The 13,950-nt window shown below is 62.5% G+C and carries 15 protein-coding genes and 4 tRNA genes; 6 read left to right on the top strand and 13 right to left on the bottom strand.

What is annotated here, in order from left to right:
- Positions 1–53: 53 nt before the first annotated feature.
- The 3 genes from clpP to JV551A3_RS11875 all read right to left on the bottom strand — a co-directional run bounded on the left by clpP (position 54) and on the right by JV551A3_RS11875 (position 2,647).
- Positions 54–695: an ATP-dependent Clp endopeptidase proteolytic subunit ClpP gene (gene clpP, locus JV551A3_RS11885; protein WP_003259400.1), complete on the bottom strand. Its 642-nt coding sequence runs from the start codon at positions 693–695 to the stop codon at positions 54–56.
- 91 nt (positions 696–786) lie between these two features.
- Positions 787–2,100: a trigger factor gene (gene tig, locus JV551A3_RS11880; RefSeq protein ID WP_112252312.1), complete on the bottom strand. Its 1,314-nt coding sequence runs from the start codon at positions 2,098–2,100 to the stop codon at positions 787–789.
- 247 nt (positions 2,101–2,347) lie between these two features.
- Positions 2,348–2,647: a DUF6388 family protein gene (locus JV551A3_RS11875; RefSeq protein WP_133971002.1), complete on the bottom strand. Its 300-nt coding sequence runs from the start codon at positions 2,645–2,647 to the stop codon at positions 2,348–2,350.
- Between the two features lie 207 nt (positions 2,648–2,854).
- On the opposite strand from JV551A3_RS11875, the gene JV551A3_RS11870 reads away from it, so the two are divergent.
- Positions 2,855–3,211, top strand: coding sequence for a type II toxin-antitoxin system RelE/ParE family toxin (locus JV551A3_RS11870; RefSeq protein ID WP_133971001.1), 357 nt, complete (start codon positions 2,855–2,857; stop codon positions 3,209–3,211).
- On the top strand, positions 3,208–3,510 hold the full coding sequence (locus tag JV551A3_RS11865; protein WP_133971000.1) for an XRE family transcriptional regulator: 303 nt from the start codon (positions 3,208–3,210) through the stop codon (positions 3,508–3,510). Before JV551A3_RS11870 ends, JV551A3_RS11865 begins: the two co-directional genes overlap by 4 nt.
- Before the next feature lie 73 nt (positions 3,511–3,583).
- Here JV551A3_RS11865 and JV551A3_RS11860 read toward each other — a convergent pair.
- The 4 genes from JV551A3_RS11860 to JV551A3_RS11845 all read right to left on the bottom strand — a co-directional run bounded on the left by JV551A3_RS11860 (position 3,584) and on the right by JV551A3_RS11845 (position 4,026).
- Positions 3,584–3,659 (bottom strand) — tRNA-His (locus JV551A3_RS11860).
- Between the two features lie 36 nt (positions 3,660–3,695).
- A tRNA-Leu gene (locus JV551A3_RS11855) sits at positions 3,696–3,780 on the bottom strand.
- Between the two features lie 52 nt (positions 3,781–3,832).
- Positions 3,833–3,908: transfer RNA gene (locus tag JV551A3_RS11850), tRNA-His, on the bottom strand.
- A 41-nt stretch (positions 3,909–3,949) separates the two neighbouring features.
- Positions 3,950–4,026, bottom strand: a tRNA-Arg gene (locus JV551A3_RS11845).
- A 271-nt stretch (positions 4,027–4,297) separates the two neighbouring features.
- Here JV551A3_RS11845 and folD point away from each other — a divergent pair.
- Positions 4,298–5,152, top strand: coding sequence for a bifunctional methylenetetrahydrofolate dehydrogenase/methenyltetrahydrofolate cyclohydrolase FolD (folD, locus tag JV551A3_RS11840; RefSeq protein ID WP_133970999.1), 855 nt, complete (start codon positions 4,298–4,300; stop codon positions 5,150–5,152).
- 185 nt (positions 5,153–5,337) lie between these two features.
- On the opposite strand, the gene JV551A3_RS11835 is transcribed toward folD, so the two are convergent.
- From JV551A3_RS11835 to JV551A3_RS11810, 6 genes are read right to left on the bottom strand one after another with little or no spacing between them, the layout of a single operon-like run.
- On the bottom strand, positions 5,338–7,077 hold the full coding sequence (locus tag JV551A3_RS11835; RefSeq protein ID WP_133970998.1) for an ABC transporter substrate-binding protein: 1,740 nt from the start codon (positions 7,075–7,077) through the stop codon (positions 5,338–5,340).
- A gap of 39 nt (positions 7,078–7,116) precedes the next feature.
- Positions 7,117–7,389: a DUF2160 domain-containing protein gene (locus JV551A3_RS11830; protein ID WP_013971877.1), complete on the bottom strand. Its 273-nt coding sequence runs from the start codon at positions 7,387–7,389 to the stop codon at positions 7,117–7,119.
- A 12-nt stretch (positions 7,390–7,401) separates the two neighbouring features.
- Positions 7,402–8,202 carry a carbohydrate ABC transporter permease gene (locus JV551A3_RS11825; RefSeq protein ID WP_112252308.1) on the bottom strand — a complete coding sequence of 267 codons (801 nt, stop codon included), beginning with the start codon at positions 8,200–8,202 and terminating at the stop codon, positions 7,402–7,404.
- A 3-nt stretch (positions 8,203–8,205) separates the two neighbouring features.
- Positions 8,206–9,069 (bottom strand): carbohydrate ABC transporter permease, encoded by an 864-nt coding sequence (locus JV551A3_RS11820; RefSeq protein ID WP_133970997.1) that lies wholly within the window; start codon positions 9,067–9,069, stop codon positions 8,206–8,208.
- Positions 9,066–10,175: an ABC transporter ATP-binding protein gene (locus tag JV551A3_RS11815; protein WP_133970996.1), complete on the bottom strand. Its 1,110-nt coding sequence runs from the start codon at positions 10,173–10,175 to the stop codon at positions 9,066–9,068. Before JV551A3_RS11815 ends, JV551A3_RS11820 begins: the two co-directional genes overlap by 4 nt.
- Positions 10,175–11,269: an ABC transporter ATP-binding protein gene (locus JV551A3_RS11810; protein ID WP_133970995.1), complete on the bottom strand. Its 1,095-nt coding sequence runs from the start codon at positions 11,267–11,269 to the stop codon at positions 10,175–10,177. Before JV551A3_RS11810 ends, JV551A3_RS11815 begins: the two co-directional genes overlap by 1 nt.
- 224 nt (positions 11,270–11,493) lie before the next feature.
- Between JV551A3_RS11810 and JV551A3_RS11805 the strand changes: the two genes are divergently transcribed.
- The 3 genes from JV551A3_RS11805 to JV551A3_RS31390 all read left to right on the top strand — a co-directional run.
- The gene (locus tag JV551A3_RS11805) at positions 11,494–13,242 is read left to right on the top strand and encodes a sigma-54-dependent Fis family transcriptional regulator (protein ID WP_133970994.1); all 1,749 of its coding nucleotides are present in this window, start codon (positions 11,494–11,496) and stop codon (positions 13,240–13,242) included.
- Positions 13,243–13,692: 450 nt separating this feature from the next.
- Positions 13,693–13,842 carry a hypothetical protein gene (locus JV551A3_RS31395; protein ID WP_413038293.1) on the top strand — a complete coding sequence of 50 codons (150 nt, stop codon included), beginning with the start codon at positions 13,693–13,695 and terminating at the stop codon, positions 13,840–13,842.
- Positions 13,843–13,851: 9 nt separating this feature from the next.
- Positions 13,852–13,950: hypothetical protein (locus JV551A3_RS31390; protein ID WP_413038294.1), on the top strand; the 99-nt coding region annotated here is incomplete at its 3' end.

Here is a 13,950-nt window from a genome sequence, read left to right as displayed (position 1 = left end):
TTTCAAGTCCGCAGGTAGGCGCTTTCCGCGCCCACCTGCTCTGACACCCCGGTTCAGGAGGCCAGTTGCCGCTTGTCGTAGACCGAGTCGATCAGGCCGTACTCGGCCGCGCGCGAGGCGCTCATGAAGTTGTCACGTTCGGTGTCGCGCTTGATGGTCTCGAGATCCTGGCCGGTGTGGTAAGCCAGCAGCTCGTTCAGGCGTGCCTTGATATTGAGGATTTCCTGGGCGTGGATCTCGATATCGGTGGCCTGACCCTGGAAGCCGCCCAGCGGCTGGTGGATCATCACGCGCGAGTTCGGCAGGCAGTGACGCTTGCCCTTGGCACCTGCAGCCAGCAGGAAGGCGCCCATGCTGCAGGCCTGGCCGATGCAGATGGTCGAGACGTCCGGCTTGATGAACTGCATGGTGTCGTAGATCGACATGCCGGCGGTGACGGAACCGCCCGGCGAGTTGATGTACAGATGGATATCCTTGTCCGGGTTTTCCGCCTCAAGGAACAGCAGTTGCGCGACGACGAGGTTGGCCATGTAGTCCTCTACCGGGCCAACCAGGAAGATCACACGCTCCTTCAACAGGCGCGAGTAGATGTCGTAAGCGCGTTCGCCACGGGCGGACTGCTCGATAACCATCGGGACCAGGCCGCCTGCGGCCTGGATGTCAGAGCTCTGCTGAATATAAGAATTGCGGGACATGTCCTGCGCTCACTCCCAAATAGTCATGGCTTGAATACGCACAAGCCAGCTCGAAGGCTGGCTTGTGGGGGTTTCCTACGAGAGAAGCCTGTTACTCAGCGGCGGCTGGAGCCTGTGCTGGTTTAACGGCATCTTCGTACGAGACCGACTTGTCGGTCACAGTCGCTTTCTGCAGAACAGTATCTACAACTTGTTCTTCCAGCACAACCGAACGGACTTCGTTCAGCTGCTGGTCGTTCTTGTAGTACCAGGCGATGACCTGCTCAGGCTCCTGGTAAGCCGAAGCCATTTCTTCGATCATTTCGCGAACCTTGCCTTCGTCCGGCTTCAGTTCGAACTGCTTGACCACTTCGGCAACGATCAGGCCCAGGACCACACGGCGCTTGGCTTGTTCTTCGAACAGCTCGGCTGGCAGTTGCTCAGGCTTGATGTTGCCACCGAACTGCTGAACAGCCTGCACGCGCAGACGGTTGACTTCGTTTTCCAGCAGGGCTTTCGGTACTTCGATCGGGTTGGCTGCCAGCAGACCATCCATTACCTGGTTCTTCACCTTGGCCTTGATGGCCTGGCGCAGCTCACGCTCCATGTTCTTGCGAACTTCGGTGCGGAAGCCTTCCAGAGTGGTTTCCTTGATGCCGAACTGGGCGAAGAATTCTTCGTTCAGTTCTGGCAGCACAGGGGCGGCAACGCTGTTGACGGTGATGGTGAACTCGGCGGCTTTGCCAGCCAGGTCCAGGTTCTGGTAGTCCTCAGGGAAGGTCACGTTGACAACGCGCTCTTCACCAGCCTTGGCGCCAACCAGGCCGTCTTCGAAGCCCGGGATCATGCGGCCGGAGCCCAGCACCAGCTGGGTGCCCTTGGCCGAACCACCGGCGAACACTTCACCGTCGACCTTGCCGACGAAGTCGATGTTGACCTGGTCGTCGTTCTGCGCGGCGCGCTCGACGGCCTCGAAGCGGGTGTTCTGCTTGCGCAGCACTTCCAGCATGTTGTCCAGGTCGGCGTCAGCCACTTCGGCGCTCAGGCGCTCGACGCTGATCGACTCGAGGCCGCCAACGGTGAACTCCGGGAACACTTCGAAGATGGCGACGAATTCCAGGTCCTTGCCCTTTTCGAAGGACTTCGGCTCTACCGCAGGGGCGCCAGCCGGGTTCAGCTTCTGCTCGACGATGGCTTCGTAGAAGGAAGCCTGGACCAGGTCACCGAAAGCCTCTTGACGGGCATCGGCTTCGAAACGCTGACGGATCACGCTCATCGGCACTTTGCCTGGGCGGAAGCCGGCAACCTTGGCGCGCTTGGCAGTCTGTTGCAGACGCTTGTTGACTTCGTTCTCGACGCGCTCGGCCGGAACGGCGATGGTCATGCGGCGCTCGAGAGCGGAAGTGTTTTCAACAGAAACTTGCATGGATATTCCTCGTTGCACAGACGTTAGCCGGCGTTAGCCCGACTCCAGAATCAAGGGCAAGCATTCTAGTGAGTCGCGCAGCAGAAGTCACCCCACTCGGGACGACGGGAAACCACGCCGGTCGATTAACTTTCAAGGCCCGCACGACATGACGCCGAGCCTGCTTCAATGGGGGCCGCACGACGCCCGGGGCGACCTGCAGCCGAAATACCTTGTCAAACAACTGCCACGAACGAATTCGCTTCCTTTATTCAGGGTCGATTTCGTTGAACTGGCAGTACTCCTCCCACTCCATCCCCAGCGCCTCGGCTACCTCGCGGTGCGTCTCCAGGCGCATGGCCTGCAGCTGCTCGGGGGTGTCGGCGATCAGTTGCAGGGCCAACTCCCAAGGCTGGACACCCTGCTCCTCGGCTGCATCCTCGAACGCCCACTCGATCTGCTGGGCCTGCTCGCGCGCATCCAGCTCACGGATCTCTTCGAGCAGCTGCGGGTTGGCCTCGGCAAAGCGCTGTAGCGCCAGGGCCTGACGGGCTTCTTTTGCGATCATCGGGCTGTTCCTCTGCCGGCCAAATCGGGCCGGTGTTTCAACCGGCTGAAATCTAACAGCTTTTATTGGGATGTCACCAGAGGATTGCAAGGGCCGGGATCGATTGATTTGCAACCCGGCGAACACTCCTACAGCACTGCGGGAAACACGCTATCGCACAAGCGATTGCCCTGCGCTTGAATGGAGCACCTTTTTTGGTACACTTCCATGGACAGGAACACGACAATACTAGATGTCCGCTTCTTTCGCACCGAAGCCGGCAATGAGCCTGTACGCGAATGGTTGACCTCACTCCCCTGCCCCCACAAATACCTGATTGGAACCGAGATCAAGACAATACAAATTGGATGGCCGCTAGGCATGCCCATTGTCAGGAAGCTCGGGAAAGGCCTATGGGAGGCCAGGGTCAACCTAGAGAACATGATCGCACGGGTTCTTTTTACCGTGGATGGAAACACCATGGTCCTGCTTCACGGCTTCATCAAGAAGAGCCAGAAAACACCAGCGCCGGACCTGGCCGCCGCGAGGCAGCGCCAAGCCGCCATAAAGAGGCACAAGCAATGACCACACATATCGGCTCCGACTTCGACGACTTCCTGGCAGGCGAGGACCTTGCAGAGGAGGTATCCGCAGCCGCCCTGAAGCGCGTGATCGCCTGGCAGATCGCCGAGGCCATGAAAGCGCAGAAGATCAGCAAGAAGGCATTGGCCGAGCGCATGCACACCAGCCGCACCGCGGTTGACCGGGCGCTCGACCAGAACGACCCAGGCATGACACTGGCAACCCTGGCCAGCGCAGCGCGAGCCCTCGGGCATCGCGTAGAGGTGCGCCTGATACCGGAAAACAGCCCTGCCCTCGCCTGAGCGCAGCGCCGCCAGATCAGGGCGCAAAACAAAAAGGCGCCCGATCTCACGATCAAGGCGCCTTCCAAGAATATGGGGTGGACGATGGGAATCGAACCCACGACAACTGGAATCACAATCCAGCGCTCTACCAACTGAGCTACGCCCACCATATTGCAGTGTTGCGGTACAGCCTTACAGAAGCATGGTGCGGACGAAGAGACTCGAACTCTTACAGCTTGCGCCGCTGGAACCTAAATCCAGTGTGTCTACCAATTTCACCACGTCCGCGTAACGCTTAAAACAAAGGCGCCAGATGCTATCGAGGCGCCTTTGAAGAATATGGGGTGGACGATGGGAATCGAACCCACGACAACTGGAATCACAATCCAGCGCTCTACCAACTGAGCTACGCCCACCATATTGCATTACAACCTACTTGCTTGCCAAAGCTGCCTAATGGCGCACCCGGCAGGACTCGAACCTGCGACCATCCGCTTAGAAGGCGGATGCTCTATCCAGCTGAGCTACGGGCGCTTAAGCTTGAAGCCTAACCGAACGAGACCTTAACAGGTAACTGTTAAACCACTCATTCTGCCCGACTTCGCCAACCAGTGCTAGGCTGTGCCCGACAAGTGCGGCGAATCTTATAGGCGAGCCTGAAAGTCGTCAACACCTTTCTCAAAAAAATTTAAATTATTTAAGGGCTTAGGGGATTTGCCCGACCACCCGCCTTTGCCCTTGGCCCGTGTCGTGCGAGAATACGCCCTCTTTAATTGTTTCCTTCTCGATGGTTAATCACGCGTCTATGACTGCACACCTAATCGATGGCAAGGCGATCGCCGCCAGCCTGCGCCAGCAGATCGCTCAACGTGTCGTGGAGCGTCGCCAGCAAGGCCTGCGTACGCCGGGCCTGGCGGTGATCCTGGTCGGCACCGACCCCGCCTCCCAAGTCTATGTCTCGCACAAGCGCAAGGACTGCGAAGAGGTCGGCTTCATTTCGCAGGCGTTCGACCTGCCCAGCGAAACCACGCAGCAAGCACTGACCGAGCTGATCGACCGCCTCAATGAAGATCCGGCCGTCGACGGCATCCTGCTGCAATTGCCATTGCCGGCGCACCTGGACGCCTCGCTGCTGCTCGAGCGCATCCGCCCGGACAAGGACGTGGACGGCTTCCACCCATACAACATCGGCCGCCTGGCCCAGCGTATCCCGCTGCTGCGCCCGTGCACGCCGAAGGGCATCATGACCCTGCTGGAAAGCACCGGCCAGGACCTGTACGGCATGAACGCGGTCATCGTCGGCGCCTCCAACATCGTTGGCCGCCCGATGGCCATGGAGCTGCTGCTGGCCGGCTGCACCGTGACCGTCTGCCACCGCTTCACCAAGGACCTCGCCGGCCATGTCGGCCGCGCCGACCTGGTGGTAGTGGCCGCAGGCAAGCCAGGCCTGGTCAAGGGTGAGTGGATCAAGGAAGGTGCCATCGTCATTGACGTGGGCATCAACCGCCAGGAAGACGGCAAGCTTGTCGGCGACGTGGTCTACGAGACCGCCCTGCCGCGCGCCGGCTGGATCACGCCGGTGCCGGGCGGCGTCGGGCCGATGACCCGGGCGTGCCTGCTGGAGAACACGCTGTATGCGGCGGAAGAGCTGCACAAGTAATACCGCGTGACATGAAAACGGCACCTCTGGCAGGTGCCGTTTTTTTGCCTGTGATTTATTTACTGGCTTTGCCGGCCTCTTCGCGGGTAAACCCGCTCCCACAGGTTGCGCGCCGCCCCAGAAGGTGGCGATCTCTCTGTGGGAGCGGGTTTACCCGCGAAGAAGCCGGCGCGGTCTTCAGCCCATCACTTCCTGGCCGCCTCCCACGACTTCAGCAGCTCGCTGTAGCTGACCGTCTCGCCCTTTGGCTTTTCGTTGGCCAGTTTCGGCTTCGGCGCACCGGGCTGGTCGAACCAGTACTGGGCGTCTTTCTCCGGGTTCAGCTTCGGTGCGCAGGTCGCCTGGGCGTTGGACCGCTGCAAGCGCTCCATCATCCGGTCCTGGTCGCGGGCCAGGCCGTCCAGGGCTTCCTGCGGTGTCTTCTCGCCGCTGGCCACTTCGGCGATGTGGCTCCACCACAACTGCGCCAACCGCGGGTAGTCCGGCACGTTGGTACCGGTTGGCGTCCACTGTACCCGCGCCGGGCTGCGATAGAACTCCACCAGCCCGCCCAGCTTGGGCGCCAGCTCGGTCATGGCCTGGGAGTTGATGTCCGACTCACGAATTGGCGTGAGGCCGACGATGGTCTTTTTCAGCGACACGGTCTTGGAGGTGACGAACTGGGCGTACAGCCAGGCAGCCAGGCGTTGCTTCTCGGGGGTGGACTTGAAGAAGGTCCACGAACCGGTGTCCTGGTAGCCCAACTTCATCCCCTCTTCCCAGTATGGCCCCTTCGGCGAAGGCGCCATGCGCCACTTCGGCGTGCCGTCGGCATTGACCACTGGCAAACCCGGCTTGGTCATGTCGGCGGTAAACGCGGTGTACCAGAAGATCTGCTGGGCGATGTTGCCCTGGGCCGGCACCGGCCCGGCTTCGGAGAAGGTCATGCCCTGGGCTTCCTTGGGCGCATAGGCTCGCATCCAGTCCACGTACTTCTGCGTGGCATACACGGCAGCCGGGCCGTTGGTGTCGCCGCCACGGGTCACGCTGGACCCCACCGGGTGGCAGTCCTCCACGCGAATGCCCCATTCGTCCACAGGCAAGCCATTGGGCAAACCTTTGTCGCCGCCACCGGCCATGGAGAACCAGGCATCGGTGAAGCGCCAGCCCAGCGACGGGTCTTTCTTGCCATAGTCCATGTGGCCATAGACGCGTTTGCCGTCGATTTCCTTGACGTCTTCGGTAAAGAATTTGGCGATGTCCTCGTAGGCTGACCAGTTCACCGGCACACCCAGCTCGTAGCCGTACTTCTCCTTGAACCTGGCCTTCAGTTCAGGCCGCTCGAACCAGTCGGCGCGGAACCAGTACAGGTTGGCAAACTGCTGGTCGGGCAACTGGTAGACCTTGCCGTCCGGCGCAGTGGTGAAGGAAATGCCGATGAAGTCCTTCAGGTCCAGGGTCGGCGAGGTGTAGTCCTTGCCTTCGTTGGCCATCAGGTCGGTGATCGATTCCACCTTGCCGTAGCGAAAGTGCGTGCCGATCAGGTCGGAGTCGTTGACCCAGCCGTCATAGATATTCTTGTCCGATTGCATCTGTGTCTGCAGCTTTTCCACCACGTCGCCTTCCTGCAGCAGGTCGTGGGTCAGCTGGATACCGGTGATCTCGCTAAAGGCCTTGGCCAGCACCTTGGACTCGTATTCATGGGTGGTGATGGTTTCCGACACCACGTTGATCTTCATGCCACGGAACGGCTCGGCAGCCTTGATGAACCACTTCAACTCGGCCAACTGCTGCTCAGGAGTGAGGGTCGAAGGCTTGAACTCACTGCCGAGCCACTTCTTTGCCGCGTCCTCGTACTGGTCGGCCCAGGCCGTGCCCTGCGCACTGGCCAGTACCAGCAACGCGGCCAGGGTCAAATGTCGCCTGTTGTACTTGTTGTCGAACATTGTGATCTCCCGTTTCAGTTATCCCACAGGGCCGCTCGCTCAGCCCCAGCGCAGCACCACCACCAGCCACGCCAGCGACAGCAGCGAGGCCACCCACAATGGCCACTCGCTGACGCCAACCACCAGCAAATGCAGGTAGGCGCTGGCCAGCAGGCCGATGAACAAGCGGTCGCCACGGCTGGTGACCAGCGGCAGGAAACCGCGTCGCTCCACGCAGGGGCGGCGCAGTTCGAGCAGGGTCATGCCCAGCAGCAGCACACCAACGGCGGCGAAGAACAGCGCCGTCGGCAAGGTCCAGGCCATCCACTCCATGCCTTGCCCTCCTCACACCCGGCCAAGGGCAAAGCCCTTGGCCACATGGTTGCGCACGAACCAGATCACCAGCATGCCCGGCAGGATGGTCAGTACCCCTGCCGCTGCCAGTACCCCCCAATCGATGCCCGAGGCCGACACGGTACGGGTCATCACCGCGGCGATCGGCTTGGCGTTCACCGAGGTCAGGGTGCGCGCCAGCAGCAGCTCGACCCAGGAGAACATGAAACAGAAAAACGCCGTCACGCCGATGCCGGAGCCAATCAGCGGGACGAAGATCTTCACGAAGAAGCGCGGGAAGCTGTAGCCGTCGATGTAGGCCGTTTCGTCGATTTCCTTCGGCACACCAGACATGAACCCCTCGAGGATCCACACCGCCAGCGGCACGTTGAACAGGCAGTGCGCCAGGGCCACGGCGATATGGGTATCGAACAGGCCAATCGACGAATACAGCTGGAAGAACGGCAGCAGGAACACCGCCGGTGGCGCCATGCGATTGGTCAGCAACCAGAAGAACAGGTGCCGGTCACCGAGGAAGCGGTAACGCGAGAAGGCATATGCCGCTGGCAGCGCCACCAGCAGCGAAATCAGCGTGTTCAGGCACACGTAGTACAGCGAATTGATGTAGCCGCTGTACCAGCTGGCATCGGTGAAGATCACCCGGTAGTTGTCGAGGGTGAACGCCTGCGGCCACAGGGTCAGGCCGCCGAGGATCTCGGTGTTGCTCTTGAACGACATGTTCAGCAGCCAGTAGATCGGCACCAGCAGGAAGAAGAAGTACAGCAGCAGGGCCAGCGATTTGCGCGTGCTCATGGCCTAGTCCTTGTCGGCATGGGTCATGGCTGTGTAGAACAGCCACGAAACCAGCAGGATGATCAGGAAGTAAACCAGCGAGAATGCCGCCGCCGGGCCCAGGTCGAACTGCCCCACGGCCATGCGCGTGAGGGTCTGGCTGAGGAAGGTGGTGGCGTTGCCGGGCCCGCCACCGGTGAGCACGAAGGGCTCGGTGTAGATCATGAAGCTGTCCATGAAGCGCAGCATCACCGCGATCAGCAGAACGTTCTTCAGCTTGGGCAACTGGATATGGCGGAACACCGCCCAGCCCGAGGCGCGGTCGATGCGCGCAGCCTGGTAGTAAACGTCGGGGATGGCGCGCAGCCCCGAATAACAGAGCAACGCCACCAGCGATGTCCAGTGCCACACGTCCATCACCAGCACGGTCAGCCAAGCGTCGAACGGGTCGCCGGCGTAGTTGTAGCTGACCCCGAGACTGGCCAGGGTGGCGCCGAGCAGGCCGATGTCGGCCCGGCCGAAAATCTGCCAGATGGTGCCGACCACGTTCCACGGGATCAGCAGCGGGATGGCCATGACGATCAGGCACACCGAAGCCATGCGCCCCTTGGTCGGCATGGTCAGGGCAATGGCAATGCCCAGCGGGATCTCGATCAGTAGCACGCAGGCGGAATAGATGAACTGGCGCAGCAGCGCATCGTGCAGTGCCGGGTCGCGCAGCACCTGGCGGTACCAGTCGGCGCCGACGAAGTAGCGGTTGGTCTGGTCGAAGATGTCCTGCACCGAGTAGTTGACCACCGTCATCATCGGCACTACCGCACTGAACGCCACCAGCAGGAACACCGGCAGCACCAGCCACCAGGCCTTGTTGTTCGGCACCTTGTTCATGGCCCGGCCTCCAGCAGCTCATCGTCCAGGTACAGCATCAGCCACTGCGCCGGCAGGCTGACCCAGGCTTGGGCCACCGGCAGCGGGCGGTCCTCGCCCAAGCGTGCCTTGAGTGCGACACCGCCCAGTTCGAGGGTGACGATGCGGTAGGTGCCCAGGTCCTCGACGTCCAGCACCCGGGCCGGGTAAGCGTCATCGAACGGGCTGTCCCACAGCTGCACGAATTCCGGGCGAATGCCCACCTGCAGGCGGCCACCGCCTGTTGCCGCCAGGCGCTCATGCAGGTGCTCTTGCAGATGCCCGGGCAGCACCAGGTGAATATCGCCAAACATCACCCCGTCCGCTTCGGCGTGCACCTCGACAAGGTTCATGCCCGGGCTGCCGATGAAGTAACCGACAAAGGTATGCCGCGGCCGCTCGAACAGTTCGCGCGGGGTACCGAACTGGACGATGCGCCCGCCATGCATCACCGCGATCTTGTCGGCGAACGTCGAGGCCTCCAGCTGGTCGTGGGTAACGTAGATCATGGTGATGTTGAACTGCTCGTGGATCTGCTTGAGCTTGCGCCGCAGCTTCCACTTCAGGTGCGGGTCGATCACCGTCAGCGGCTCGTCGAAGAGAATCGCCGAGACGTCATCGCGCACCAGGCCACGCCCCATGGAGACCTTCTGCTTTTCGTCGGCGCTGAGGTTGCGCGCCTTCTTGCGCAGCACGGCCGACAGGTCGAGTACCTCGGCAATCTCCTCCACCCGGGCCTGCACCCGGGCTTCGTCCAGCCCTTGGTTGCGCAAGGGAAAGGCCAGGTTGTCGAACACCGTCATGGTGTCGTACACCACCGGGAACTGGAACACCTGGGCGATGTTGCGGGCCTGCGGTGACAGCTGGTTGACCGGCTTGCCGTCGAACAGCACCTCGCCGTGGGATGGTGTCAGCAGCCCGGAGATGATGTTGAGCAAGGTCGACTTGCCGCAGCCGGACGGCCCGAGCAAGGCGTAGGCCCCGCCCTGCTCCCACACATGTTCCAGCGCGTGCAGGGCATAGTCCGCCTCGCTGGCGGGCTGGCGGTTGTAGCTGTGCGCCAGTTGGCGCAGGCGGATCTCGGCCATCACCCTCTCCTTGCCTGGCGCAGCCCAGGAGCCTGCACCAGCGCCCCGGCACTGTCGAACACGAACAGCTTGTGGGTGGGGATGAACACGCGGATCGGCGTGTCCACCTGGTATTCGTGCACCCCTGGCAGGTGCAGGATCATGCGCCAGTGTTCGTTGCGCACATGCAGGAAGGTCTCTGAACCACTGATCTCGGCCAGTTCCACCAGCACCGCCAGTTCCAGGTCGTCGTCGTGGGCCGGCACCAGGCTGATGTGGCTGGGCCGCACGCCAAAGCGGTAGTCACCCTCGGCAAGCGGCTGCAAGTCGGCATTGCGGGCAAAGTGCACGGCCTGAGCCAGGCTCACGTCATTGCCGCTGATACGGCCAGGCACCAGGTTGATCGGTGGCTCGGAAAACAGCTCGGCAGCCAGCACGCTGCACGGGCGCTGGTAGACCTCGGCAGTAGGCCCGCTCTGGACGATACGGCCCTCATGCACGAGGGTGGTGGTGCCGCCCAGAGCCAGCGCCTCGTTGGGCTCGGTGGTGGCATACACGGCAATGCAGTGGCGCGCCGCAAACAGCTCGCGCAGCTCCTGGCGCAGGCCCTCGCGCAGCTTGTAGTCGAGGTTGACCAGTGGCTCGTCGAACAGGATCAGCGAGGCATCCTTGACCAGCGCCCGGGCCATTGCCGTGCGTTGCTGCTGGCCACCGGACAGCTCCAGCGGCAGGCGCTGCAGGTAGTGTTCGATGCGCAGCATCTCGGCGGTTTCCTGAACCCGCCGGCGAATCTGCGGCTCGGCCATGCGTGCCTGGCGCAGTGGTGACGCAATATTCTCGTACACGCTGAGAGTCGGATAATTGATGAACTGCTGATACACCATCGACACATTGCGCTGGCGCACCGGCACCCCAGTCACATCCTGGCCATCCATCAGCACCCGCCCCCGGTCCGGGCGGTCAAGCCCGGCCATCAGGCGCATCAGGCTGGTCTTGCCGGCCAGGGTGCGGCCCAGCAGCACGTTGAACGAGCCGGGTTCGAAACGCAGTGAGGCATCGACGATCCAGGGCTGGTTGTCGACGCTGCGGCTGACCTGTTCCAGCACCAGAGACATGGCGTGGCCTTCTTGTGGTTCTTGTCTGCCGGGCACAGCCAGTTTCGTGCCAGCTGCGCCGCGATCGTCTGGCCCGGGGCCTGGCCGGCGACAGCGGTCAATCTTAGGTTCGCAAGTGAACACAAGCACTGAACAACTGAACACTTTCCGGTTTGACATTGAACAACTGTGCACGACACTGAACAGCGGTCGGCCCCATGACAACAATCACACAGGACAGGCCCATGGCCGTATCCGCTTCGACCCATGCCCAACTGATCCAGGCCTCCTGGGCGCGCTGCCGCGACCATGGCCTGCAGCCCCAGCAAGCCCCGGACTTCGACTGCCTGACCCGCGCCGAGCTGAGCGCGCTGCTGGAGCGGCGCCAGGCCCTGCTGCGCCTGACCCGCGAAGCAGTGCTGCCGCAATATGCGCACCTGCTGGGCAATGCCAGCTACCTGGTGATGCTGGCCGATGCCAGCGGCTGCCTGCTCGACAGCTGGGGCTCGCGGCGTTTCATCGAGCCGCGCCAGCAGCACGGCTTCAGCGCCGGCGCCCACTGGCACGAGCGCGGTGTCGGTACCAATGCGCTGGGCACCGCGCTGGTCTGCGCCGAGGCGATCCATGTGGGTCAGGACGAGCACTTCCTGCGCCAGAACCGTTATATGTCCAGCGCCGCCGCGCCGCTGTTCGATGCCGAGCGGCAGCTGGTCGGGGTGCTCGATGTGGCCAGTGACGGCTACTTGCCAGCCAGCCAGACCCTGGGCCTGGTACGCATGATGGGCCAGAGCCTGGAAAACCGCATGATCCTCGCCGCGCATGCCGGCCAGCACGCGCAACTGATCTTCAACAGCGCCTCCGACAACCTCGACAGCCCCTGGGCCGGCCTGCTGGTGTTCGATGAGCACGGGCGGGTTCTGGCCGCCAATCACCGGGCCGACACCCTGCTCGGGGGCAACCCGCTGCAGCAGAACATCGCGCAACTGTTCCAGTTGCCTCTGCAACAGCTGCTCAGCCATCCCCAGCAACAGCCCTTCGCCCTGCAAGCCATTGGGCGCAACCGCTTTCATTGCCAGTGGCAGCTGCCGCGCGAAGCCGCCAGCCGCCCCGCCGCCAGCAGCGCCGAGCCACGCCTGGAGAAGGCCTTGGCGCAGGCCGGCCTGCTGCTGGAAAAGGACATTCCGGTACTGGTGCAGGGTGAAACCGGCGTAGGCAAGGAGGTATTCGTCGAGACCCTGCACCGGGCCAGCAGCCGCGCCAGCCAGCCGCTGATCGCCGTCAACTGCGCGGCGATCCCGGCCGAGCTGGTGGAGTCGGAGCTGTTTGGCTACGACAAGGGCGCATTCACCGGCGCCCACCAGAAAGGCAACCCGGGGCTGATCCGCAAGGCCCACCACGGCATCCTGTTCCTCGACGAAATCGGCGACATGCCGTTACCCACCCAGGCCCGCCTGTTGCGCGTGCTGCAGACGCGCAGTATCCAGCCATTGGGCAGCGGCGAACCGGTGGCGGTGGATATCCGCGTGGTGTCGGCAAGCAACCGCGACCTGGCCGAAGAAGTGCGCGCCGGGCGTTTTCGCCAGGACCTGTTTTACCGCATCGCCGGGCTGGCAGTGGTGTTGCCGCCGCTGCGCGAGCGCAGTGACCGACGGCAGCTGATCGAACAAGTGCATGCGCGCTACCGCGACCCCGGGCAACCAGCCCGGCTACCTGCGGCTGTTATCGAGCTGCTCGATCGGCACCCATGGCCGGGGAACATGCGTGAACTGGTGAGTGTGCTGCAGGTGGCGCTGGCCTTGGCGGGTAACGGGGCTGTCGGCCTGGAACACCTGCCTGCGGGTTTTCTTGCCGAGTCGCAGGTGCCTTTGCAGGTCGCGACCGAAGAGGCGGACCTGCACGCGCTGGTGGAGCAAGCCAACGGCAACCTCTCGGCGGTGGCGCGCGGACTCGGGATCAGCCGCACCACGCTGTACAAGCGGTTGCGTGAGCGATGATTGACTTGGCCTGCACTGGCCTCATCGCCGGCAAGCCAGCTCTCATAGAACTGCACACAAGCCATTGAATTAGCAGGGACCCTGTGGGAGCGGCTTTAGCCGCGAACACCGGCGCAGCCGGTGCCATGCACCGCGTTGGATACTTCGCGGCTAAAGCCGCTCCCACAGGGTACGAGGATCGCTTGCGAATTCAGTTATCTGTGCGACAGCGCGGCCCAAAGGGCTGGGCTATCTCCTACAGCGCGCTCTCAAGGCCGGTGATATCCCTGTGGGAGCCGGCTTGCCGGCGATAGGGCCGGTACAGATAGCCACAGCCGATTCGGCTGCCAGCGCAGCGTAATCAGCCAAAGCCGCTGCTGCCACAGCCCATTACAGCCAGCTTTACCTCCCCTCCCGCCGCACAATGAAACCAGAGCCCACTCTGGAAGCGTCGCCGCAGGGAGACCCCTCATGACCCGCTATATCGATGTGCAAGACCTGGCCCGCCTGGTCAACCGCAAAGGCCTGCCCACCTGCCTGCTGGAAATGGCCGACTACATCCGCCAGGACTACCTGAGCTGGCATGCCTTCGAAAAACGGGCACGGGTGGCCAACCATTGAGAGGACGGCGTGATCGAGCTGATGCCAACCCCGGACGCCAGCCGCTACGCGTTAAAGTACGACAACGGCCATCCGAAGAACNTTCGCCATGGCCTGCCCACGGTGATG

The sequence above is a fragment of the Pseudomonas inefficax genome, assembly GCF_900277125.1.
In the GTDB taxonomy this organism is placed as follows: Bacteria; Pseudomonadota; Gammaproteobacteria; order Pseudomonadales; family Pseudomonadaceae; genus Aquipseudomonas; species Aquipseudomonas inefficax.
This window is presented reverse-complemented; position numbering and strand designations above follow the sequence as displayed.